We start from the raw sequence: 24527 nt of genomic DNA on the forward strand, positions 1-24527 counted from the left end.
ATTTTGATAGAATAGAAGAAATTTTTTTCAAAAATAGGTCTATCTATAAAAAACGTGATTTGTGATGTAAAACAAATTTAATTAAATGTTTATATAATTTTTATATTTATGAATATTAGAGTAATTCTAATTTACTTTTTAATTCATTTTCATTAATTGGTTTTGCAATATAATCATCCATTCCTGCTTTAAGGCAACGATCTCTATCCCCATACAATGCATGAGCCGTCATACCAATAATAGGTGTTTTTGATAATCTGTTTACTGTTTCATGTTGTCTAATTAATTTTGTTGTTTCAAATCCATCAGGCTTGGGTATTTGAACATCCATTAAAATTGCTGTATAAGATTGTGTTTTAAATTTTTCGATTGCTTCTTTACCACTACGCGCCACATCATAGCTACATTCAAAGAAATCTAGATAATGACACATAACTATGATATTAGCTTCATAATCTTCAACCAAAAGAATATGAGGTTTTTGCTTTATAAGAGCATTATGTGTTTCTCTATCATCACTAAAATTTTCTATGTATTCAGAAGCTATCTCTAAATCAAAAGATACTGTGAATTCTGATCCTTTACCTGGTTCACTTACCACATTTATTTCACCATCCATGGCTTCAACTAACATTTTTGTAATAGAAAGACCCAGCCCTGTACCACCATATTTACGTGAAACTGAATTATCGGCTTGAATAAATTTATCAAAAATTATATCGATTTTCTCAGATGCTATACCAATTCCTGTATCTCGTACACTACAGTGTATTTTTTTACATAGTGGTTCGGCAGAGATTAAAGTATTTACAGTAACTTCCACTCCACCTTTTTCGGTAAATTTTATGGCATTTGTGCATAAATTTAAAATAATTTGGCGAATACGTACAGGATCACCAAGATAAGTTTGATGAAGTATTCCTGTATCATTTAATGTGAATGAAATTTTTTTTTCTAACGCTTTAACAGAAACAATAATGGCAACTTCTTGAAGTAATTTTTTTATATTGAAAGGTATTTTTTCTAATTCTAAAGTTCCACTTTCAATTTTAGAATGATCAAGTATATCATTAATAAGTTCATTTAAACTGTTGGCACTAATTTGTAATGCTTTAATCATCTCTTCTTGATCTGTGGTAAGAGGCTTACTCGATGAAAGAATACGTGATAGTCCAATAATTGCATTAATTGGAGTCCGAATTTCATGACTCATATTTGCTAGAAATTCTGTTTTTGCAAGATTGGCTTGCTGTGCTGTTAATTTTTCGCTTTCAAGTAAAATTTTGACTATACTTTGGGCTGTATGTATATCATCTTCTAACCAAGCTTTTGATCGATGTTTTACTTGTTGCTTCCATAACTTGAATGAACTTCGAGGAGTAAGTCTATGCCCCACACTCGTTTGTTCTATAGATTTTTCTCGATTTCCTGCCCAAGATACTTCTTGGATAATAGCATTGCGAAACCAAATAATATAATCATGGCTTCTACTGCTAATAGGAATTGCTAAAATACCACCTACTATCTGATTTAAAATATCTATATCTTTAAAAGTTAAAGAAGCATCATTTGTATAAAAAATAGTCCCCTCTTCAATTTTAAACCATTCTATCAGCTTTTGCAGTATATCATCTGATGGAATTTCACCATATTTTAAAATATGTGTGTGTGTTTTAACAACTAACCCATCTGCTTCTAAAGCATCCATAGAAAGTACATGCGATTCCTGCATGAATAAATCCAAACGACTATTTTGATCCAGCGTTGATGAAAGTTGTCGAACCAACTGATCACGTTTATCTTGGGCCCTACGTTTAGCAAATTCCTCCATTGTTGACAATTGAGCAGAAAAAATATGGCCCATAATTTCACAAACATTACGTACTTGGTATGGTACATGTAAGGGCTCATTATGATGACATGCGATAAGCCCCCATAATTTTCCATTTTGAATAATTGAAATAGACATTGAAGCTTGTATTCCTATATTTTCTAAATATTGAATATGTATGGGAGATACACTTCGTAGCATGGTAAAGCTTAAATCTAAGATTTTCTTTTCAATATGAGGTACTGAAATAATGGGGATGGGTTTATATTGTATATTTGCGATAAACCGCAAATAATTTTGCATATAAAGCTTTCGGTCTTGTTCAGGGATATCTGAAGCAGGAAAATGAAGTCCTTTATAACTTGGCATATAATCTTTACGTGCTTCTGCTACAACTTCACCATGCCAATCATGGTCAAAACGATAAAGTTTGACCCTATCAAACCCTGTTATGTGATAAACCCAATTAATTACATGATCAAAAATTTCATCTAAAGTTTTTGCTTTATGCATGCCAATTGCATAATTACGCAATTGATCATAATAAAATTCCTTTTGTGGTACACTATCTAATAGAGGTTCAAATTCAATAACTAAAAAATTATCGCTTTTATGTGCAACAGCATCATAAGATTTCCCGTTTAAAATTGTAGTGATTGATTTAATAGGCTGAAATACATTGTTATTAGAAACCTTTCTCAAATAATTTAATATTTTTTTATCAAGAAAAGATTCAATATTTTTACCTAAACATTCTTTTGCATCTAACCCAAAAAAATCTTTCGCATTAGCGCTAATTTGTTCAATAATATTATTATCATTTAAAGCTACCAACATACCATGAGGTTGAATTGATCCTGGTATATAGATAGGTTCTTCTGCACAATAATTAAGTGCTTCTTTCAGTTGATCTTCAGATAATTGGTCCCGGGGAATAAACATCAGATTAGGATAAAAGCCTAAATTTAAGATAATTTTATAAAAAATTTATATGGAGAATATATTTTTAGTATTTAATTTGTACACCAATATACATAATAATATTTTTATGTATGTACACTAGTATACACAGGATCGTGCCATGAAGGAAAGTATTATAAAATTTGATTTAAGAAGCAACAATTTACTCAGATTATTACAGGAAAATGAAAAAAAACTCATTATTAATGCTTGTAAAGAAATAGAAGTTAAAGCAGGCACAATCCTTTATGAACCGGGCGATGAAGTAAAATATACATATTTTCCTTGCAATCAAACACTTGTTTCTTATTTGGTTCTTTTAGATGATGGTCGAGGTGTAGAAACTGCATTAATTGGTAAAGAAGGTGCTGTAGGTGGCATTGTAAGCCAAGGAACTTTACCCGCTTACTGTCGCTCCGTTGTACAATTCCCAGGTAAATTAATACGTATTAAATCGGTTAAGCTTGAAGAGGCTAAAATGTCCTCGGTAACTCTTAGGCATTTATTTGCACGTTATTCCGATTGTCTTCTTTCCCAGATTTTTCAGTCTGTTGCTTGTAATGCAACCCATACTATTGAGCAACGTACTGCTAAATGGTTAGGTATGGCATTGGAACGAACTGGAGATCATATTATTCCATTAAATCAGGAACAACTAGCAGGTATGTTAGGCGTAGGACGCAGTTATATAGCAAGAGTAATTGGCAATTTTAAATCACGCGGCTTATTAAAAACAACACGGGGAAAATTATGCATTCTTTCTCTGGACGAACTTAAAGCTATGGCTTGCGAATGTAATGATCTTGTTAACCATCATTTTGAAATTGTATTGGATAATATTTATCCTAAAAATACAAATTAAATAAATTGCTGTTTTATTTCTAACATTTTATCACAACTATATCTATAATTGAAAAGTATGTACAGCTTGATCAAGTACCTTGGGTTTAGAAATAATTTGTTCACCAATTAATCAAAATAATTCTATAAAATAATATAAGTTGCAAATTATTTTACTATGCCTTTAGTGGCGGATGAGGGGAGATTCGAACTCCCGATACCTTTAAAAGTATGCCGCATTTCGAGTGCGGTGCATTCAACCACTCTGCCACTCATCCAAAAGAAATATTAAATTAAAAATTTATCTAATTACTTATAACATGATAATTGATTATTTGAAAATAATGAACTTATCCTTTTTTCTATCATGTAAATTTTGTCTGATAAATAATCAAATGGCAAATTTGCATAATAAATTGGATTAGGCAAAATAGCTGCAAGCCATGATGCTTCGTGTAAATTAAGATATTGGGCAGATTTATGAAAATAGTTTTGCGCTGCCATTTCTATACCATAAATCCCATTTCCCCATTCAATAATATTAAGATAAAGCAAAATAATTCTTTGTTTTGATAAAAAAAATTCTAACCCTACCGTAAAATAAGCTTCTATAATTTTTCTAATATAAGTCCGATCTGGCCAAAGAAAAAGATTTTTTGCTGTTTGCATTGTAATTGTACTTGCCCCATGTACTGTATCACTTTTTTTGTTATGAGCCCAAGCCTGTTTTAAGGCAGAAATATCAAATCCTATATGGTGACAAAAATTATTATCTTCCGAGGCAATAACTGCTTGAAAAACATAAGGTGATATTTGTCTTTCATCTACCCAATGTTTTTGGATACGGTTCCCGTCCATCCATTTTATGATCATGATAGGTGTAATTGGTGGGGGAATAATACGGTATCCTATTATTGCTATACAAGATAAGCTTATAAATCCAAATCCTATTAAAAATAGAATCTTATATATCTTTTGCTTCACGAAACCCATCTATTATGTTTTCTATATTAATCCCACGGGCCCTTAGAATAAGATGCCGCTAAAGTAGTATTACTATTAGCCATATCCATCAATTTTTTAATTCTATCTTCTGTATGGGGATGAGTGGAAAAAAGTGTTTTTAAGCTTTGTGCCTTTAAAGGGTTAATAATGAACATATGAGCCGTAGCTGGATGTGTATCAACAATCACATTTTGTGTCTTTTTTGAAAAATTATCTATTTTCTTTAAAGCTGATGCTAATTTCAAAGGATCTCCTGAAATAAGTGACCCCACCCTATCTGCTTCATATTCGCGCGATCTGCTAATAGCCATTTGTACTAACATAGCTGCTAAAGGAGCTAGTAATGCAACAAGCAAAGTCACAAAAACATTCGAATTTCTGTCTCTACCACCAAAAAAGAACGCCATATTAGCAAGCATACTAATAGCACCTGCTAATGTTGCTGTAATTGTCATCGTTAATGTATCACGATTTTTTATATGGGCCATTTCATGCGCTATTACTCCCGTAACTTCTTCTCTGGATAGTTCCTGGATCAAGCCTGTTGTAACTGCTATAGCAGCATGAACTGGATTACGCCCAGTTGCAAATGCATTAGGTTGCGGATTATGTATAAGATATAATTGTGGTATTGGTAAATTTGCTTGAACTGCCAATTGCTGGACCATGGTATAAAGCCAAGATAATTCATGCTGATCAATAGGTTGTGCCTTATATATTTTCAGCACCATCTGATCTGAATGCCAATAAGCTAAAAAATTCATAACCAAAGCCATTAAAAAAGCTAAAATCATCCCAGCTTGTCCACCAATTAAAAAACCTAGACCTACAAACAAACTGGTTAAAAGAGCCATTAAAAATGTAGTTTTAAAATAATTCAAAATTTACTCCTTTACTTGACATTTTAAACTTAAATTTATCTTATAGATAAGAAATTATTTTATTTTTTCAATTTGTATTAAGGTTGATGAATACTTACCGTTATTTTATTTACGTAATTCTAGTTATAGCTCTTGTAAGTTTTTCTTTTAAACTTCAAGCACAAACTGATTCTTTACCTTTACCGCGTTTTGCTTCTCTTGGTTCTGATAAAATCAATTTACGTACAGGCCCTGGCGTTAATTATCCTGTTGAATGGGTTTATGTTCGTCAAGATTTTCCTATAGAAATTATTGCAGAATTTGAAAATTGGCGGAAAATACGTGATCGCGAAGGTATCACAGGGTGGATTTTAAAGAATATGCTTCAAAATAAACGTACTGTTATCATTACAAATAAAGAAGAAATTATAAGAAATAAACCCAATAATGATGCAACAGCTATTGCCAAACTTGAACAAGGTGTTATTGCACGATTATTATCATGTCACCAATTATGGTGTAAAATAAATGTACAAAATTATGAAGGATGGATTAAACAAGAAAATTTTTGGGGTACCTACAGCGGTGAAGATTTTAATAATTAAATTTTTACCTAATTAATCTCCTGTTTGTAGGCGTGCAACCAATTGTTTAACTGTTGGAATGAACCCACCAGCATAAAATGGATCATCAGAAAAATGATAAGCATTGTGACCTGCAAACATTAATTGATGATCAATATCCGCAGAATGACTAATAGTTTGTAAAGTTTTTTGAATACAGAATGATCTTGGATCTGCCTTTTTTCCTGTTGTTCCTAAATCATTTTGTGACCAATTTGAAAAGAGACACGCGCTTAAACATCCCATACAATTAATTTGATCTTTTAATATTTCATTTGCTTTTTCTGGTGTTACAAAAATAAGAGTCGAATCTGGAGTACGTAAAGCTTCTGTATAACCCAGGCCTACCCAATTATCGGCTCTTAATTTATCTGCAGCTGTTAGATAAACTAAGCGTCCTCTTACCCCTACAGCAAAAGGCCATTGATGTTCCCCAATTTCTGTGCTGCTATAAGGTACTTGGCGATTAGCACGATCCTGTAATTCTTGAAGAAAAGAATTATGGACCGCTGAAGAATAAAAACCTGTTGGACTAAACTTATTTAATCGCACATCACCTTTTTTTAAATGTAAAAGTCTTTTTTTCCAAGCATCAGAGATAGGACTTTCAACTGTTAATAAAGGTCTCGTTCCAAATTGAAATGCAATAGGACCCAAATCAGGATTATCAATCCAATCAATCCATTCACGTAAATACCATACCCCTCCCGCCATAATAATTGGTGTTGTATGAAGATTACATTCTTCTTTCATAACGCGTCTTAATTCAACCACACGCGGATAAGGCTGTTGGGGTGATTTTGGATCTTCGCTATTTGATAATCCATTATGCCCCCCTGCAAGCCATGGATCTTCATAAACTACACCTCCCAACCATTCTTGAAATCGATGATAAGCCCTCTTCCATAAAGCTCTAAAAGCACGAGCCGAAGAAACAATTGGATAATAATAAACACCATATTTTGAGCAAATTTCAGCAATTTTATAAGGCATTCCTGCTCCACATGTTACTCCATGAATCAACCCTTTAGCTTCTTCTAAAACCCCATGTAAAATGTGCTCAGAAGCGGCCATTTCCCATAAAATATTCATGTGAATTCGACCATGCCCATTGGACGTTTCATAAGCAATCTTTGCTTGTTGAACCCCACCACGTATAGCAAAGGTAACAAGTTCATCATGTCTTTCACGTCTTGTTTTGCCGTAATAAATTTGGGGTATTAACTGACCTTGTTCATCATAAGAATCAGCATTTACGCCAGAAAAAGTACCAATCGCATTAGAATCTGCCCAGGCACCTGAACTTTCACCATTAGAAACAGAAATACCTTTTCCTCCTTCAATCAAAGGAAGAACTTCTTGTCCTGCAATAATAAGTGGTTTTAATGTTTTCACTTTTTTCTCTTAAATAAATTATCAGTATAACAAGAAGTTTAAAAAAATAATACCTTTAGAATTTTAATTTTTTAAAAAAATACCTGGGCAATCTGTAATTATTGTATCAACACCTAATTGGTACGCACGTTCTGCATCATCTGGTACATTAATGGTATAAACCACAAGTTTGTACCCCAATTTTTTAATAGAATCTGCCCAGTTTTTAGTTAAATATTTGTAATTACAATGAATACTGTAACAACTTAAATCCATAGCTTTTTGCATCCAATCATTTTGATAACGATCTATTAAATAACCCCGTGGAAAATAGGGGGATGTTTCTTTAGCTACTTCTAAACTTTGAAACGAAAAACTTGATAATAAAAGGGGTCTATTTCTAGGCCACATAATATTTAAAATCTTAATAATTTCTAAAGTTGTTTGATAATCTTCATCTTGATTAGGTTTAATTTCAATATTAGGAAAAATATTTTTAGTAATTAAAAATTGTAGTGTTTCTTCAAAAGTTGGTATTTTTTCTCTGGACCATTTTATATTAAACCAAGAACCTGCATCAAGTTTGAGAACATCGACAAGAGTAGTGTTTGAAACAAATCCTTGACCATTGGTAGTACGCTCAAGTGTATCATCATGCATAAGGATAGGTATATTATCTTGGGTTAATTTTACATCAAATTCAACCCAGGTAGCTTTTTGATCAATAGCTTCTTGCAATCCTGCAATCGTATTTTCAGGTGCAGTTAAAGCTGCACCTCTATGGCCAATAATTTTTGGTAATTGAAAATCCAAATTCTACTATGCTTCTAATTTTGCAAGATCTTGGCCGGTATTTTGATCGACAGCTTTCATACTAAGTTTAATTTTACCCCGGTCATCAACACCCAAAACTTTTACTTTCACAACGTCCCCGACAGATACAACATCGGCTGTTTGGCGAACTCTTTGAGAAGCTAGTTCACTAATATGAACTAACCCATCACGGCTTCCCATAAAATTAACAAAAGCACCAAAATCCATAATCTTCACAACTTTACCTGTATAAATGTTTCCAACTTCTGGTTCTGCGACAATACCTTTAATCCATTCTAATGCTGTATCTAAAGCCTGTCCTGTTGATGCTGCAACTTTAACTGTCCCACTATCATCAATATCTATTTTGACACCTGTCGATTCACAAATCTCTCTAATAACTTTACCTCCGGTACCAATAACCTCTCTAATTTTATCTTTAGGAATCGTCATAATATGAATGCGTGGGGCATTTTGGCTTACTTTTTCTCTTGAGTTTTTTAATGCTTTTGACATTTCATTCAAAATATTAAGTCGTCCCTGATGAGCTTGTTCCAAAGCTATTTTCATAATTTCAGGTGTTATAGACGTAATTTTAATATCCATTTGCAAAGAAGTAATACCCTGACTTGTCCCTGCAACCTTAAAATCCATATCACCTAAATGATCTTCATCACCTAATATGTCAGAAAGTACAGAAAATTTATCTCCTTCTTTAATTAATCCCATTGCAATTCCTGCAATAGGGCGGGGTAAAGGTACACCCGCATCCATTAATGCAAGAGATGCCCCACAAACTGTAGCCATTGATGAAGAACCATTTGATTCTGTTATTTCTGAAACAACACGAATTGTATAAGGAAAATTATCTTTAGTAGGCAATAAAGGATGAATAGCACGCCATGCCAATTTACCATGGCCTATTTCCCTTCGACCAGGAGAACCTAATCTTCCAACTTCATTAACAGAATAGGGAGGAAAATTATAATGCAACATAAACGATTCGCGATATTCACCTTCAAGAGCATCAATAATTTGCTCATCTTCGCCAGTTCCCAACGTTGCAACCACAAGAGCTTGTGTTTCACCCCGTGTAAAAAGAGCTGATCCATGAGCCCTTGGTAAAATGCCAACTTCGGATTCTATAGCACGAACTGTTTTAGTATCACGCCCATCAATACGTTTATTGGTTGCTAAAATATTATGTCGAACAATAGTACTTTCAAGTTCCTTAAAAACTGAAGCCGCAACCAAAAGTTCTTCTGGATTTTCAGATACAAGTTCTAAAGCTTTTTTGCGTATCCCATCAATTGCTGCATAACGTTCCGATTTTGCAATAATTGTATAAGCCTGCGATAATTCGGATTCAAAATTTTTCTTAAATTTTTCTGCCACGATTTGTATCGATGCCGGTTCTTCAGGTAAAGTCCATGGTTCTTTAGCACATTCTTCAGCCAAATCTATAATTAGATTAATAACTTCCTGAAATTTTTTGTGACCAAATAAAACAGCACCGAGCATAATTTCTTCAGACAATTCATGGGCCTCGGATTCAACCATAAGGACACCTTCTTGTGTACCAGCCACAACTAAATCCAAAGTCATAGATTCTTCCTGATCTATGGTTGGATTTAAAATATATTGCCCATCTTTATATCCTATTTTAGCTGCACCAATAGGACCCAAAAAAGGAATACCTGATAAAGTTAATGCTGCTGAAGCACCAATAATTGAGGGGATATCAGATTCATTTTTCAAATCATGACTTAATACAGTACAAATAACTTGGGTTTCATTACGAAAAGCTGGCATAAAAAGAGGGCGAATAGGACGATCAATTAAACGTGAAACTAAAACCTCACGCTCTGAAGGACGGCCTTCTCTTTTAAAGAATCCACCTGGAATTTTCCCAACAGCAAAAGTTTTTTCTTGATAGTGTACCGTTAAAGGAAAAAAATCTTGTTCAGGATTAACATTTCTTGCTGCAGAAACTGTACATAGAACTTGAGTTTCCCCATAAGTAACTAAAACAGCACCATCCGCCTGTCGGGCAATTTTACCCGTTTCCAGAACAAGTTTACGACCACCCCAATCTATTTCTCTACGATATGTTTTAAACATGTATAAAACAACCTTCCTACTTATTTCTATAATTTACTCAATTCGCTTGTCCTTCGGTTGCTTTTACACAAATTCCAGGAACAAAATATTTTACATCAACGTCTTAATTCTAATTTTTGGAGAATTTCTTGATAACTCGATAAATTTTTCCGACGTAAATAGTCGAGCAAACGTCGGCGCTGACCAACCATAACCAAAAGTCCCCGGCGTGAATGAAAATCTTTTTTATGCCCTTTAAGATGTTCTGTGAGATTGTTAATCCGCTCAGTTAAAATAGCTATTTGTACTTCCGTAGAGCCAGTATCTCCAGTTTTTTTACCAAATTCCTTGATTACGACTTGTTTACGTTCAGCTGTAATCGACATCATTTTATCCTTTCTTAATAACTATAAATTTAAAATTCGTTGAGGTTTGAACAACCCCTTATTTTCATATCCCAAAGCCAATAATTTACGATTATGAAATGCAATCATATGGTTGTTTTGTAACCCAGGTGAGCAAATAAATTGTTCTGCCAAAGTTATTGATTGACCATAGCGTAATTTAACAGCCTCAGCATCTGTGCAATGAACGGCCGGGATGTCGTCCAGCGGATGTTCTGCATCGAAGATATAAGATAATTTTACAGATTGATCAAGTAATTTATCATCATAAATTTGTCTTAAATAGTCTAATGAATAAGCTTGAACTAAAGAAAATGGGCCAACTCTTGTTCTTTGTAACGAAGATATATGCCCAACTGTATTAAGGTTATAGGCTAAATCACGTCCTAAACTTCTTACATAAAGACCTTTATTACACTTAACTTCAAAAACTGCTTGATTTATACTGGGTTTTCTTAAAAAATTTAATTCATGTATAAAAACATTTCTAGATTTTAAAGCAATATTGTGACCCGCTCTCGCTAATTTATAACTTCGTTGCCCATTTATTTTAAGAGCAGAAAAAATAGGAGGAACTTGATCTATGTTCCCTATAAATTTAGGTACAATAGCTTTAATTTCTTGTTCAGTCGGATAATAGGTGCTTGTTTTAATAATTTGTCCTTCTTGATCATCCGTATTGGTCTGAACACCAAAATCCACAGTAAATATATAGGTTTTTTTGGTATCCATAACATAAGACATAACTTTTGTTGCCTCGCCTAAGGCAATTGGTAACACCCCAGTTGCCATAGGATCCAAAGTTCCGGCATGACCAACCTTTTTAATATTTAGTATTTTTTTAAGTACGGAAACAACTTGAAAAGAACTAAACCCTTGGGGTTTATCAATTATAACCCATCCATGCAAAGATTGATCACCCAATAAAATAACCTTTAAAAAATTTTAGGATCATTTTCATCCGGATCCTTATGTGTAGATTGTTTTGTTAAAGATTTTTTAAGTAGCATATCAATATGTTTGGCATATTCTAAAGATTGATCTAACACAAACCGCAACACAGGAATAAAACGTAATTTAACCTCAGCTGAAATTTGACGACGATAATAAGGAGCAGCCCTATTTAAGGCATCAATTAAAAGTTCAGGGGAGTTTTTATAGACAAAAGGCATAACATAAACTGTTGCCAATTTTAAATCGGGCGTTACTCTTACTTCCATAATCGTTACATTAACCTCAAGTAAATCTGGATCTTTAGGTTTAGAATGCATAACAATATGACTAAGAGCATGCCTTAATAATTCTCCAACTTTTAATTGCCGTTGGGACAATCCAGATTTTTTTTGTAATTTTTCCATCTTAATTTAGAACGCGAGCTATTTCTTCTATATCAAAACATTCAATAACATCCCCAACAGCAATATCTTGATAATTTTCAAAAGCCATACCACATTCGTACCCTTCTTTTACTTCGCGAACCTCATCTTTAAAACGCTTTAAAGTTTTCAATGATCCTTCATGGATTACCACATGATCTCTTAATAAACGTACCTTAGCTCCGCGTTTAACAACACCTTCTGTCACAAAACATCCAGCAATTTTACCGACTTTGGAAATAGAAAATACATTGCGTATTTCGGCATATCCAAGAAATCTTTCCTTCGCAATAGGTGATAACAGTCCGCTTAACATATTTTTAATATCATTTACTACATCATAAATTATAGAATAATAACGAATATCTATATTCTCACGACGCGCCAAATCTCGAGCTTGAGGATTAGCACGAACATTAAACCCAATAATCATAGCTTGAGATGCACGAGCTAACGTTACATCTGATTCATTAATACCACCAACTGCTGAATATAAAACTTTGGTGGTTACCTCTTCGGTTGAAAGCTTATTAAGACTTCCCACGATAGCTTCTAAAGATCCTTGAACATCTGTCTTAATAACAAGAACAAGTTCTTTAGCACGCCCAACCGCAATTTGTGAAAAGATTTGATCCAAACTACCTCGTGCACTTAAGGCCATTTGTTTTTCTCTTTCTTTACGTTGTCTGTATTCTGCAATTTCACGAGCTTTTGTTTCATTTTCTACTACAATAAAATTATTACCAGCCATAGGTGCACCTTGGAGACCTGATATTTCAACAGGTGCAGATGGACCTGCTTCATCTACTGATTTACCACGATTCCCTATTAAAGTTCTAACCCTGCCCCATTCTTGACCCGCAACAATAGCTTGGCCAACTTTTATCGTTCCTTGCTGCACTAATAAAGTTGCCACAGCACCACGTCCTCGTTCCAGTTTAGCTTCAACAACAATACCTGAAGCAACTCTATCTGGATTAGCCCGCAATTCTAAAATTTCTGCTTGTAATAAAATCGCTTCCTCTAATTTCTCTAAACCCAAACGTTTTTTGGCAGATACTTCAACAGTTAAGATATCTCCCCCTAATTCTTCAACAACCAATTCATGTTGGAGAAGTTCTTGACGAACACGCATAGGATCAGCACCTGGTTTATCTATTTTATTAATCGCAACAATAATAGGAACTTTTGCTGCTTTTGCATGATGGATAGCTTCAACCGTTTGCTCTTTAATACCATCATCAGCTGCCACCACTAAAATTACAATATCTGTAACATTAGCACCTCTTGCGCGCATTTCAGAAAAAGCTTCATGACCAGGCGTATCAATAAATGTAATTTTTTGCCCTGAAGGTATAGTAATTTGATAAGCTCCAATATGTTGGGTAATACCACCTGCTTCACTTGCAACAACATCTGTTTGACGTAATGCATCAAGCAAAGAAGTTTTACCGTGATCAACGTGCCCCATAACAGTTACAACAGGGGGACGTGGCTGTAGCTTACTTTGATCTTCTTCAACAAAAACTAAATCTGCTTCAATATCAGAACCAGAAATACGTTTTACTTTATGCCCAAATTCAACAGCAATAAGTTCTGCAGTATCTGCATCAATAACTTGGTTAATAGTAGCCATAATACCCATTTTCATGAGAGATTTAATAACTTCTACACCACGTTCTGCCATGCGGTTTGCCAAATCTTGCACAGTAATTGTTTCAGGAATAATGACTTCTCTAATTACTTTTGCAGTTTCAACATGATCTTTAGACTGCAATTTCATCTTTTCTTTTTCTCGAGCACGTCTAACTGATGCTAAACTACGGGTACGCTCTTCCGATGTATCACCTAAAGCTTGAACAATCGTCAATTTCGAAGATCGACGACGTGGTTCCATACGTTTAGTAGAATCTAGTTTTAATCCAAGTTTAGCGCCTGCACCAGTACGTTTTAAAGCTAATTTAGATTTATCCCTTTCACTGTCCTCATCATCTTCGTCGTCTTCAATAATTTTTCCTTTAGTTTTTTTAACAAGATTTTCTACTATGTTTTTATTTGGAGTTTTATTTTTATCAAATAAAGCTTCAGAATCTATTGGCTTATTTTTTTCTTCTAACCCAACAGGTTCTACTTCTTTCTCTCCAAATATTATATTTTGAGAGAAAGATTTGTTAGGAATAGTTTCTTTAGTTTCATCTGTTAAAATAACTTCTTTTTTGTGATCTTCTTCTCGTTTAGCTTTTTCAAGCACTTTTAATCTTTTGGCACGTTCACCCGCTGTAAGGGTACTTGATAATTCATCAATATTAAGAGAAACATCTTGCACAGGTTGGTTTTTTTGCGGAGAAGCCGTAGATGATTCTGCCTGACTTTTGGCATCTGTTCTCACTCTCTTACGTTTAACTTCAACAGCAACAGCCTTACTTCGTCCATGAGAAAAACTTTGTCGTACCTGGGCCGTTTCTACATTTTTCTTAAGTTCTAATTTCCCCGTCTGAGGCAATCCTAAGGTTTTTTTACTTTTCTTTTCCTGATTTTCAGTCATAGGAACTTTCTAAATTTAATTAGGTTTATTATACAGTTAGAAAAAGCTAAAATATTATATATAAAATTTTAATTATATAATATTTTTAAATCACATTGTGCATATTATCTTAAATATTTTTTACTCATCCTTTTTATCATCTGTATACCATGGAGCTCGAGCCACCATAATAATATTATTTGCTTGTTCTGGTTTTAAATCATAATTTCGAAGAATACCATCTTCAGAGTTTATTAGTTCATCAGCTGATAAATCTGCTAAATTATCCAAAGTTTTAATTCCATTTTCCGCCAATGTAATAATCATATCAGAGGTTAATTCAGAACAATTCTTTAAATCATCGCTTACCCCCAATGTATGATAAAGATTTTCTCTTTTTTGTTCTTGTTGTTCAATATAAGTTTTAGCACGATTTTGTAATTCTTGGGCCAGATTTTCATCAAATCCTTCAATTGCCGTTAATTCATCAAGAGAAGAAAGGGCAACTTCTTCAACTGACGCAAAACCTTCTGTTACTAAAAGATGTGCAATAACTTCATCAACATCCAATGTTTCAATAAACATTTTCGATCTTGTATTAAATTCTTGCGAACGACGCTCGGACTCTTCAGCTTCTGTTAAAATATCTATATCCCAACTTGTTAATATTGAAGCCAAACGTACATTTTGACCACGTCGACCAATAGCTAAACTAAGTTGGTCATCAGGTACAATAATTTCAATCCTTTTTGCTTCTTCATCAAGAACTACTTTTGAAACTTCGGCAGGTGCCAATGCATTCACCACAAAAGTAGCAGGATCCGCGGACCAAGGAATAATATCAACTTTTTCTCCTTGAAGCTCATTAACAACAGCTTGAACTCTACTGCCTCGCATACCTACACAAGCACCAACAGGGTCAATACTTTGATCATGTGAAATAACAGCTATTTTTGCCCTGCTTCCAGGATCTCTAGCAACTGATTTAATTTCAATAATATTATCATAAATTTCTGGTACCTCTTGACTAAAAAGCTTAGCCATAAAATCTGGATGGGTACGAGAAAGAAAAATTTGTGCCCCTCTTGTCTCATCACGAATATCCAAAATAAGAGCACGTATTCTATCGCCAATTCTAAAGCTTTCACGTGGTAATATTTCTTCTTTTTTAAGTACGGCTTCAGCCCGACCTATATCAATAGTTAAATTTCCAAATTCAACGCGTTTAACCAGACCACTTACAATCTCACCTTTACGATCTTTGTATTCTTCATATTGTTTTTGACGCTCTGCTTCACGAACCTTTTGAACAATAACTTGTTTTGCAGTTTGTGCAGCAATACGACCAAAATCAATTGGGGGTAAATCATCCACAATAAAATCATCTATCTTAATATCAGATTGGCGATACTTTGCTTGATCCAATGAAATTTCAGTAGCTTCATTAGTTACTTGATCTACCACATGACGATATCTTTTTAATAAAATTTCACCTGTCTTGCGATCAATATGGGCACGTATATCATGGTCTATACCATATTTTGAACGTCCAGCTTTTTGAATCGCTTGCTCCATAGCATTTAATACTTCATTACGATCTATATTTTTTTCTCTACTCACTGCATCAGCAACTTGTAAAAGTTCATAACGAGGGACAGTTATTGTTGTTTTATTCTCAACAGTTTGATTTTTTTTAAGTGATTTCATAATTTCTTTCGCCTATTTTTTCTGTTTTTTAGTTTTGGTAGTAAAGATGGATGATCAGATAAAAGGACAAGATGACTTTTGTTAATATTACTAAAAGATAACTCTTTTACCTCCTGATCTATTTCTAAGAGAATTATCTCATCTTTTATTCCTATTAATCTTCCTTGGAATCGCTTTTTTCCATCAACTGGTAATTTTGTTTCAATTTGAATAGGTAACCCTGCAAACTTTTTAAAATCATTTAAATAAACTAAGGGACGATTAATACCAGGTGAGCTTATCTCCAAAGTATATTGTTCATTAATTGGATTATGAACATCCAATAAAGCAGAAAGTGCATAACTTATAGATGTGCAATCTTCCACGGATATAGGTTGATCATCTTGCCTCTCTATCATAATCTGTAAAGTAGGGCGATGATTTCCTTGAAATTTTGTTCGTACCAAGCTGTAACCCAAAGCTTCGATCGATGGTTTAATCAAATCATTAATTTTTTCTAACTGCATTTATTTGATATTTCATTCATCTAATAAAAAAGGCAGGCTCTTGCCTACCTTCACATACACGCCATTTAATTATGTATTATTATATTTTAGATATATTCAAAAATCAAGATTTTAATTAATCAATTTGATGGCGAACAATTAAATATTTAATAATTTCCCCTTTTTCCAAAGCTTTTGTTGCATACCTAGTTTTAAACAAAGAATCGGAATTCAATCCTGTAATAACTGTTTCATTTAGCATAGAAAAATTATTATGTTTATTTATTTGCTGATATACCCAATTTATATAAGAGATATTATCACTTGCTAAATGTAATTCTGCGTTATTTTTCATAAGATAAGATAAATGATTAAGATTTTCTATTGTTAAAAAACGTCTGGAATGATGACGTGTTTTCGGCCATGGATCTGGAAAAAAAACATAGATACGATCAATCATATGAGGCATAAAATAAGAAAAGATTTTTCTTACATCATCAGGATAAATATATATATTATTTAAATTATATGAAACTATTTTTTTAACAAGTGAAGCAATTCCATTAATAAATACTTCTGCCCCTAAAAGACCAATCTTAGGATTTTGAAGAGCTTGATGAATCAAATGCTCTCCACTTCCAAAACCAATTTCTAAAAAAACTTTTTCTGGTAAAAAAGAAAATAACCTTGAAGGATCTATTTTTCCTTTAAATTGTGATATATCCAAAGTTAAATTTACCAGATGTTTTTCAAGTAATTGTTGTTTATTAATACTTAATTGACGAGCTTTGCGTCGCCCATAAGTTTTAAGCGGCACATGAAATGGCATTCCTTCAAAATAGGAAGATATCATCACTTAATTAAAGCTTTTAAACTATCAACTAAATCTAATTTTTCCCAAGAAAAACCACCATCTACTTCTGGTTCACGTCCAAAATGTCCATAGGACGATGTTCTTGCATAAATAGGACGATTTAATTTTAAATGTAGTCTAATGCCACGGGGGGTTAAATCCATTATATCTTGCAATGATGAAGAAAGTTTGGTTTCATCAACTAACCCTGTTGCATGTGTATTAACATAAAGAGCAAGAGGTTTCGCAATACCTATGGCATAAGCAAGTTGTATCGTACAGCGTTCAGCCAAACCAGCTGCAACAATATTTTTAGCAAGATAACGTGCTGCATATGCAGCTGAACGATCAACCTTAGTGGGGTCTTTCCCAGAAAAAGCACCACCACCATGTGGAGCAGCACCACCATACGTATCGACAATAATCTTACGTCCTGTTAAACCCGCATCGCCATCTGGGCCACCAATAACAAAACGACCTGTTGGATTTACATAAAATTCATCTTCAGGACACATCCATCCTTCAGGAAGCACCTTGAGAACATGCCCGCGAACAATATCACGAATATCATCTTGATGGATGTTTAAATCATGTTGCGTAGAAACTACAATAGAAGAAGCTTTAACGGGTTTACCATTTCTATAAACCAATGTTATTTGGCTTTTTGCATCAGGGCCAAATCCTTTGATCAACCCTTGATGGCGTGCATCAGATAAGGAACGCAAAATAGCATGCGCATAATAAATAGCAGCGGGCATACAATGCTTTGTTTCATTACACGCATACCCAAACATAATACCTTGGTCACCAGCACCTTCATCTTTATCATGTGTCCCATCCACACCACGAGCAATATCTGGGGATTGAGCATGAATATAAGTATCAATTTTTAAATTTTTCCAATGAAACCCTTCCTGCTCATAACCAATAAATTTTACAGCATCACGTACTGCTTGTTCCATAATATCAGAGTTCAGAGAATTAGGACCACGCACTTCACCTGCAAGAACCACCCTATTTGTTGTTGCTAAAGTTTCGACAGCTACACGTGCTTCCGGATCATTTTTTAAATATATATCAACAATACTATCAGAAATACGGTCACATACCTTATCTGGATGCCCTTCCGAAACAGATTCGCTTGTAAAAAGATAATCGCCCTTAATCACAAAACCTCCTTAAAAGATTACACATTTAAATTTAAAAAATTACTATTAAATTTTCATTTAGTTTCACGTGACTTTAAAAATAATATAATCCACAAATTAATAACAAGTATAAAAGCAAAAATCCAATTACCAAATCGTGCATACAAAGTTAATTCAGGTAAAGGTTTTAATAAAGGGACATCTAAAACACCTCTTTTTAATAAACCCATACTATGAATAATACGTCCATAAGGATCAATAACCGCAGAAACCCCAGTATTTGCAACTCTAACCAAAGATAAACCTTCTTCTATAGATCTATATCTTGCACTTGTTAAATGCTGGTAGGGTCCAACACTTTGACCAAACCATGCATCATTTGTAACATTAAGTAACCAAGAAGGTCTTTTATTTTTATCAATAATTTCGCCAGGAAAAATAACTTCATAACAAACAAGCATACCTACAGGGGGTAACCCTGATAAATAAAGAGTCTGTGGACCAAGACCGGAAGAAAAATCAAGACTACCTGGCATTAAATTGTTAATAAAAGGTATCCATGAACGCATGGGAGCATATTCACCATAAGGAACAAGATAAGTTTTATCATAAAAAGCAATAATATTACCTGCACTGCCTAAAGCATAAATACTATTCCACATCTTATGAATTGGGCCTACAAGAGGCTCAGCACGTAAAGCGCCTAAAATTAAAGCCCCTCCCGTAGGTACTACAGTTCCCAGATTTCGCCGTAAATCTGGCAATCTGTCTAAAAAAGAATCTATTGCTGCTTCTGGCCATATAATATGTGTTGGAGGATTATTTGAATTTTGATTTTGTAAACTAAGCTCCATATAATCTTTACTAAGAACATTAACGTCAGCTTTAAATTTTTGTTCTTGTGCAGTATTGGGTTGAACCAATCTTAATTGAACATTAGGAAAAACATCATTATAGGTATATTTAAGTCTCTCTATACCATAAATCCAAAATGATACAAAAACAATTAGACCCATACCTAAAATAACCCACGGGGAATACCATCGAGATGAAAATATTTTGATATGAGATCCAGCTCTTAATCGATCTGGTATATAAGCAATTAATCCAATTAATAAAACAGTTATAAAACTTAATCCAAAGCTTCCTATCCATGATGAAAGCTGCATTATAGGTAAAGAATTACCCCAAATATAAGCTGTCAAATTCCAAGGATATCCTGTAATCAAATGACCTCGTACCCACTCATGAGCAGCCCAGATTTCTGCTAATAAAAAAATCCTAGTTAAACCCAAGGACCAAAAATTATAAAAAAATGCTAATAACAGAGCAAAAATCAATGCCAACCAGCCAGCCAAGCAAAAAACAGCAATAGGTGCCAACCATCCCATATCAATTCCTTGAACCATAAAGGAATTAGCAACCCAATAATTACCAACAAGAGCATGACCAAAAGCAAACCACCATCCTATAGAAAAAAAATTCCACCTTGTTTTTTGCCCATCTAAAAGCCAAATTAAACATGGCCAAGAAAAAATAAATAAAACAATATAATGAAAAGGTGCAAAAGAAAAAGAAGCTATACCACCTGCAATACACGCCATTAATCTTTGCAAAAAATAATTTTGCTTTTGAATTAAAAGAAAAAATTTATGGATTGCCAATTCTACCCACATACTTAGCTACTCTTTTCCCCTATAGTTACCTTTTCTTCACTTTTTCTTGATACATTACTTATACGTAATCTTTTGATCCGTCTGGGATCTGCTTCAATAATTTCGAACGCTATACCTGAAGAATGGGTGATAAGCTCTCCTCTGGTTGGAATTCTACCAATCAAAGAAAAAACTAGCCCCCCTAATGTATCAATATCTTGCTGACGTTCTTCTTCGGTTAATATTGATCCAGCATAATTTTCAAAATCTTCTACCAATACACGCGCATCCGCTATAATAGTTCCATCATGTTTTTCAATAAATTTTGGACCTTGGGGTATATCATGCTCATCCTCTATTTCACCTACAATTTCTTCAACCACATCTTCAATAGTTATCAACCCATCAATCCCACCAAATTCATCAACAACTAAAGCCATATGAATACGACTAAGACGCATTTCCAACAATAGATCTAAGACAGGCATTGATGGTGCAATAAATAATACATCACGTTTAATGGTTTCCAAATTAATTTTGGTATCGCTTGAAAAATAGGGGAGAATATCCCTGATATGCACAACACCAATAATATCATCTAAATTTTCTTTATAAATTGGGATACGAGAGTGACCTTCTTGGCTAAAAAATTTAACGAGATCCTCAAATTCTATATCTACAGGTATTCCAACAATATCCGCTCTAGGGATCATAATATCATAGGCTGTCAACTTTCTAAGCTTCAATATGTTTCGAAGCATACTATTTTCATCACCCCCGAATGCCGATGCATCTGGGTCTACATGATTTTCTTCAATTAATTCTTCAATTGCGTGACGAATAGTTTCTGATTCTTTTGGTCCATTGTGAAAATTGGTAAAAATATTTTTTACAAACTTCCATAAACGTGGAGGTTTATGATCATCAGGAGAATGATTTGTTTTAATGGAATCGGATGATAAAGGTGTTGTCATTTGAATTACAAAAATAAAATAATATCAATAAGGATTAGGAATATTCATTTGCTTTAATATTTTTATTTCCAATTTTTCCATAATTTTTGCATCTTTATCGTTCATATGATCGTACCCACATATATGCAAAATACCATGAACAAGTAAATGAGAAAAATGATGCTCAAAAGATTTGTTTTGTGCACGCGCTTCTCTCATCGTTGTTTCATACGCTAAGATAACCTCACCCAATTCTTTTTTTTCCATTACAAGATCCATACCATCTTGCATAGCTTCAAATGCTAGCACATTCGTAGGTTTATTAATACCACGAAATTGATAATTAAGTTGATGTATTTTTTTATCATTGACAAAGACAATCCCAATCATCCCTGTTTTTTTATGTCCATAAATTTTTTCTAATGTCATTGCTGCAATATGTCTAGTTGTAGTTATAAGATTTGGGATAGATTTAGCCCATTTTTTTTCAAACTGGATAATCTGAATTGAAAAATTTGGCATATATAGATTATAATTTTTGATCTTTTTCTTTATACGCCAATACCATTTTGCTGACAAGCGGATGACGGACAACATCTTGTTCATCAAAACGTACAATGCCAATATCAGGAATATGCTCCAAAATACTCATGGCATGGCGAAGACCAGAAGGAATATCTTTAGGTAAATCAATTTGGGTAAGATCTCCTGTTACAACCATTCTGGATCGCTCCCCTAATCTTGTTAAGAACATCTTCATTTGCACAGGCGTGGTGTTTTGAGCTTCATCCAAAATAATAAAAGAATTGGTAAGTGTTCGCCCCCGCATAAAAGCAAGCGGTGCAATTTCTATATCACCTGCATTAATTCTTCGGATAACTTGTTCGGCTGGTAACATATCATAAAGCGCATCATATAAAGGACGCAAATAAGGGTCAACTTTTTCGCGCAGATCGCCTGGTAAAAACCCTAATCTTTCTCCTGCTTCTACAGCAGGCCTTGAGAGAATAATACGATCAACATTACCTTTGCTTAACATCATTACAGCAATAGCTACAGCTAAATATGTTTTACCTGTACCTGCTGGCCCTATAGCAAAAACTAAATCTTTTTCATATAAGGTTTTTAAATAATTTTTTTGATTATGCGTTCTTGGAATAATAGATTTTTTTTGTGTTTTAACAATAGTATTATCATTTAAAAAATTTTCTTCTTCTTTCAAATGACTCTTATTTTTATTAGAGTCATTCGTTGAATCACCTCTAGAAGATTGATCTTTATTTTTCCCTGATAAATTGATTGCCGCATCAATTTCACTATCGTTAATTTCAAATCCTAATTTTATACGTTGATATAAAATCATAAGAACATTATAAGCAACATGCGCTTGTTCCGGAGAACCACTAATTGCTAAACGATTACCCCGAACCGTTAAAGATATATCCAGCTTTTTCTCTATAAAAAGCAAATTTTCATCATGTTGCCCAAAAAGCAAAGGTAAGTGGCGATTATCATCAAAAGTAATATATAAAGGACGAGAAGATCTAGCCATAAATCATAAACATATAAAATAAATCATTAAAAACTTACCTTTCAACCGCATTACATATCACCCATTAACTGCCCTTTAAAACTATTACTATGACTTTCAGCAATCCATATTTCTTTAAGATGACCAATAAGATTTTCTTTGCTTTCTACATGTACTGATTGCATATAAGGTGTTTTTCCTACATATTGGTTTTTGTATTTACCTTGTTTTTCAAAAAGGACAGGTAACTTTTGATGAACAAATTTCTGATTATAATTTTTTTGTTGTTGTTTAAGAAGAGCTTGTAATTCTTCAAGTCTTTCTGTTTTGACATGTTCTTCTACTTGATCATCCATTAATGATCCTGGTGTTCCAGGCCTAATACTATATTTAAAAGAGTAAGCCTGGGCAAATTCTATATTTTGAATTAATTCTATAGTCTGTTTAAAGTCCCTATCTGTTTCCCCTGGAAATCCTACAATAAAATCCGACGATAAAGCTAAATCTGATCTAACCTTTCTCAATTCATTAATAATTTTATAATAATCATCAACACTATATTGTCTATTCATTCTTTGTAAAACGGCATTAGACCCAGATTGAACTGGCAAATGTAAAAAAGGCATCAATTTTTCAATAGATTGATGTACATTTATAAGATCTTGTGTCATATCCAAAGGATGGGATGTTGTATATCTCAATCTTTTTATGTTTTCTATTTTATCAAGATATTTTAAAAGACCTGCCAAATTACATTCCGTTTGTGTCCCTATATTATTTAAATTTTCATTAATTTTATTTGAACTTAAAGCTTCGCCATGATACGCATTAACATTTTGGCCTAATAAAACAATTTCACGCGCTCCATGATCAACTAAACGTTGCGCCTCTGCCAAAATATCTGAAACAGATCTTGAATATTCCACTCCTCTAGTATAAGGAACCACACAAAAACTACAAAATTTATCGCATCCTTCTTGAACAGATAAAAAAGCAGAAACCCCTTGAATTAACGATTTTTCAGGTAAAAAATCAAATTTTGATTCAACAGGAAACTCTATATCCAAATTTTTCTTCTTGGTTGATAATACATCTTTAACCATAGCCCCTAATCGATGATATGTTTGTGGGCCAACAACAATATCCACAAAAGGTGCACGTCTTTGAATTTCTTCACCTTCAGCTTGTGCCACACATCCTGTTACCGCAATCACCATATCTTGGCCTATGGCTTGTTTTCTTTTTTTAAAAAGAGATAAACGTCCAAGTTCAGAAAAAGTTTTTTCTGATGCTTTTTCACGTATATGACAGGTATTAATTACAACCATATCAGCGACTTCTGGTCTTTCTGTTGGCGTATAACCAAGTGGGGCCAAAATATCAATCATTTTATTAGAATCATAGACATTCATTTGACATCCATAGGTTTTGATAAACACTTTTTTATCAGGTAAAGTCATAAATTAAATTCCTGTTGTTAATTCT

21 protein-coding genes and 1 tRNA gene are annotated in these 24527 nt (G+C 33.6%); 2 read left to right on the top strand and 20 right to left on the bottom strand.

Features of this window, described 5'->3' with window-relative positions; all coding sequences use genetic code 11:
• Window positions 1–115: 115 nt before the first annotated feature.
• On the bottom strand, window positions 116–2773 hold the full coding sequence (locus K1X44_04685) for a response regulator (GenBank protein ID MBX7146587.1): 2658 nt from the start codon (window positions 2771–2773) through the stop codon (window positions 116–118).
• Window positions 2774–2912: 139 nt separating this feature from the next.
• Here K1X44_04685 and K1X44_04690 point away from each other — a divergent pair, with 139 nt between their 5' ends.
• Window positions 2913–3653: a Crp/Fnr family transcriptional regulator gene (locus K1X44_04690; protein MBX7146588.1), complete on the top strand. Its 741-nt coding sequence runs from the start codon at window positions 2913–2915 to the stop codon at window positions 3651–3653.
• Between the two features lie 166 nt (window positions 3654–3819).
• Here the strand turns inward: K1X44_04690 and K1X44_04695 are convergent.
• The 3 genes from K1X44_04695 to htpX form a co-directional block, all read right to left on the bottom strand.
• Window positions 3820–3909: transfer RNA gene (locus K1X44_04695), tRNA-Ser, on the bottom strand.
• 31 nt (window positions 3910–3940) lie between these two features.
• The gene (mtgA, locus tag K1X44_04700) at window positions 3941–4615 is read right to left on the bottom strand and encodes a monofunctional biosynthetic peptidoglycan transglycosylase (GenBank protein MBX7146589.1); all 675 of its coding nucleotides are present in this window, start codon (window positions 4613–4615) and stop codon (window positions 3941–3943) included.
• Between the two features lie 26 nt (window positions 4616–4641).
• Window positions 4642–5517 (bottom strand): zinc metalloprotease HtpX, encoded by an 876-nt coding sequence (htpX, locus tag K1X44_04705; protein ID MBX7146590.1) that lies wholly within the window; start codon window positions 5515–5517, stop codon window positions 4642–4644.
• Window positions 5518–5603: 86 nt separating this feature from the next.
• Here htpX and K1X44_04710 point away from each other — a divergent pair, with 86 nt between their 5' ends.
• Window positions 5604–6101 (top strand): SH3 domain-containing protein, encoded by a 498-nt coding sequence (locus K1X44_04710; GenBank protein MBX7146591.1) that lies wholly within the window; start codon window positions 5604–5606, stop codon window positions 6099–6101.
• Between the two features lie 12 nt (window positions 6102–6113).
• Here K1X44_04710 and K1X44_04715 read toward each other — a convergent pair whose 3' ends face one another.
• The 16 genes from K1X44_04715 to miaB form a co-directional block, all read right to left on the bottom strand.
• Window positions 6114–7514, bottom strand: coding sequence for a nitronate monooxygenase (locus K1X44_04715; GenBank protein MBX7146592.1), 1401 nt, complete (start codon window positions 7512–7514; stop codon window positions 6114–6116).
• A gap of 63 nt (window positions 7515–7577) precedes the next feature.
• A complete protein-coding gene (locus tag K1X44_04720; protein MBX7146593.1) occupies window positions 7578–8306 on the bottom strand; it encodes a glycerophosphodiester phosphodiesterase in 729 nt (242 codons plus the stop codon).
• Between the two features lie 6 nt (window positions 8307–8312).
• The gene (gene pnp / locus K1X44_04725) at window positions 8313–10427 is read right to left on the bottom strand and encodes a polyribonucleotide nucleotidyltransferase (protein ID MBX7146594.1); all 2115 of its coding nucleotides are present in this window, start codon (window positions 10425–10427) and stop codon (window positions 8313–8315) included.
• Between the two features lie 95 nt (window positions 10428–10522).
• The gene (rpsO, locus tag K1X44_04730) at window positions 10523–10792 is read right to left on the bottom strand and encodes a 30S ribosomal protein S15 (GenBank protein ID MBX7146595.1); all 270 of its coding nucleotides are present in this window, start codon (window positions 10790–10792) and stop codon (window positions 10523–10525) included.
• Between the two features lie 21 nt (window positions 10793–10813).
• Complete coding sequence (truB, locus tag K1X44_04735) at window positions 10814–11734, bottom strand: tRNA pseudouridine(55) synthase TruB (GenBank protein ID MBX7146596.1); 921 nt, start codon at window positions 11732–11734, stop codon at window positions 10814–10816.
• An 11-nt stretch (window positions 11735–11745) separates the two neighbouring features.
• Complete coding sequence (gene rbfA / locus K1X44_04740; protein ID MBX7146597.1) at window positions 11746–12168, bottom strand: 30S ribosome-binding factor RbfA; 423 nt, start codon at window positions 12166–12168, stop codon at window positions 11746–11748.
• Between the two features lies 1 nt (window position 12169).
• Entirely contained in the window at window positions 12170–14731 is a 2562-nt protein-coding gene (infB, locus tag K1X44_04745; GenBank protein ID MBX7146598.1) for a translation initiation factor IF-2, read from the bottom strand.
• A gap of 120 nt (window positions 14732–14851) precedes the next feature.
• Entirely contained in the window at window positions 14852–16417 is a 1566-nt protein-coding gene (nusA, locus tag K1X44_04750; GenBank protein MBX7146599.1) for a transcription termination factor NusA, read from the bottom strand.
• The gene (locus tag K1X44_04755; GenBank protein MBX7146600.1) at window positions 16414–16923 is read right to left on the bottom strand and encodes a ribosome maturation factor RimP; all 510 of its coding nucleotides are present in this window, start codon (window positions 16921–16923) and stop codon (window positions 16414–16416) included. Before K1X44_04755 ends, nusA begins: the two co-directional genes overlap by 4 nt.
• Window positions 16924–17038: 115 nt before the next feature.
• Window positions 17039–17758, bottom strand: coding sequence for a tRNA (guanosine(46)-N7)-methyltransferase TrmB (trmB, locus tag K1X44_04760; GenBank protein MBX7146601.1), 720 nt, complete (start codon window positions 17756–17758; stop codon window positions 17039–17041).
• The gene (metK, locus tag K1X44_04765; protein ID MBX7146602.1) at window positions 17755–18924 is read right to left on the bottom strand and encodes a methionine adenosyltransferase; all 1170 of its coding nucleotides are present in this window, start codon (window positions 18922–18924) and stop codon (window positions 17755–17757) included. Before metK ends, trmB begins: the two co-directional genes overlap by 4 nt.
• A gap of 53 nt (window positions 18925–18977) precedes the next feature.
• A complete protein-coding gene (gene lnt / locus K1X44_04770; GenBank protein ID MBX7146603.1) occupies window positions 18978–20579 on the bottom strand; it encodes an apolipoprotein N-acyltransferase in 1602 nt (533 codons plus the stop codon).
• Window positions 20580–20581: 2 nt separating this feature from the next.
• On the bottom strand, window positions 20582–21532 hold the full coding sequence (locus K1X44_04775) for a hemolysin family protein (GenBank protein ID MBX7146604.1): 951 nt from the start codon (window positions 21530–21532) through the stop codon (window positions 20582–20584).
• Window positions 21533–21556: 24 nt separating this feature from the next.
• Window positions 21557–22033, bottom strand: coding sequence for an rRNA maturation RNase YbeY (gene ybeY, locus K1X44_04780; GenBank protein ID MBX7146605.1), 477 nt, complete (start codon window positions 22031–22033; stop codon window positions 21557–21559).
• Window positions 22034–22040: 7 nt separating this feature from the next.
• Window positions 22041–23063, bottom strand: coding sequence for a PhoH family protein (locus tag K1X44_04785; GenBank protein MBX7146606.1), 1023 nt, complete (start codon window positions 23061–23063; stop codon window positions 22041–22043).
• A gap of 50 nt (window positions 23064–23113) precedes the next feature.
• Window positions 23114–24502, bottom strand: coding sequence for a tRNA (N6-isopentenyl adenosine(37)-C2)-methylthiotransferase MiaB (gene miaB / locus K1X44_04790; GenBank protein MBX7146607.1), 1389 nt, complete (start codon window positions 24500–24502; stop codon window positions 23114–23116).
• Window positions 24503–24527: the final 25 nt, after the last annotated feature.

The organism is Alphaproteobacteria bacterium, assembly GCA_019695395.1.
GTDB lineage: Bacteria > Pseudomonadota > Alphaproteobacteria > JAEUKQ01 > JAIBAD01 > JAIBAD01.

Excerpts from the sequence above, each read along its gene's own strand:
- K1X44_04785 (MBX7146606.1), bottom strand. The coding sequence starts at position 23,063 with ATGGCTAGATCTTCTCGTCCTTTATATATTACTTTTGATGATAATCGC.
- K1X44_04690 (MBX7146588.1), top strand. The coding sequence starts at position 2,913 with ATGAAGGAAAGTATTATAAAATTTGATTTAAGAAGCAACAATTTACTC.
- K1X44_04755 (MBX7146600.1), bottom strand. The coding sequence starts at position 16,923 with ATGCAGTTAGAAAAAATTAATGATTTGATTAAACCATCGATCGAAGCT.
- ybeY (MBX7146605.1), bottom strand. The coding sequence starts at position 22,033 with ATGCCAAATTTTTCAATTCAGATTATCCAGTTTGAAAAAAAATGGGCT.
- rpsO (MBX7146595.1), bottom strand. The coding sequence starts at position 10,792 with ATGTCGATTACAGCTGAACGTAAACAAGTCGTAATCAAGGAATTTGGT.
- K1X44_04710 (MBX7146591.1), top strand. The coding sequence starts at position 5,604 with ATGAATACTTACCGTTATTTTATTTACGTAATTCTAGTTATAGCTCTT.
- K1X44_04775 (MBX7146604.1), bottom strand. The coding sequence starts at position 21,532 with ATGACAACACCTTTATCATCCGATTCCATTAAAACAAATCATTCTCCT.
- lnt (MBX7146603.1), bottom strand. The coding sequence starts at position 20,579 with ATGTGGGTAGAATTGGCAATCCATAAATTTTTTCTTTTAATTCAAAAG.
- rbfA (MBX7146597.1), bottom strand. The coding sequence starts at position 12,168 with ATGGAAAAATTACAAAAAAAATCTGGATTGTCCCAACGGCAATTAAAA.
- infB (MBX7146598.1), bottom strand. The coding sequence starts at position 14,731 with ATGACTGAAAATCAGGAAAAGAAAAGTAAAAAAACCTTAGGATTGCCT.
- miaB (MBX7146607.1), bottom strand. The coding sequence starts at position 24,502 with ATGACTTTACCTGATAAAAAAGTGTTTATCAAAACCTATGGATGTCAA.
- K1X44_04685 (MBX7146587.1), bottom strand. The coding sequence starts at position 2,773 with ATGTTTATTCCCCGGGACCAATTATCTGAAGATCAACTGAAAGAAGCA.
- nusA (MBX7146599.1), bottom strand. The coding sequence starts at position 16,417 with ATGAAATCACTTAAAAAAAATCAAACTGTTGAGAATAAAACAACAATA.
- pnp (MBX7146594.1), bottom strand. The coding sequence starts at position 10,427 with ATGTTTAAAACATATCGTAGAGAAATAGATTGGGGTGGTCGTAAACTT.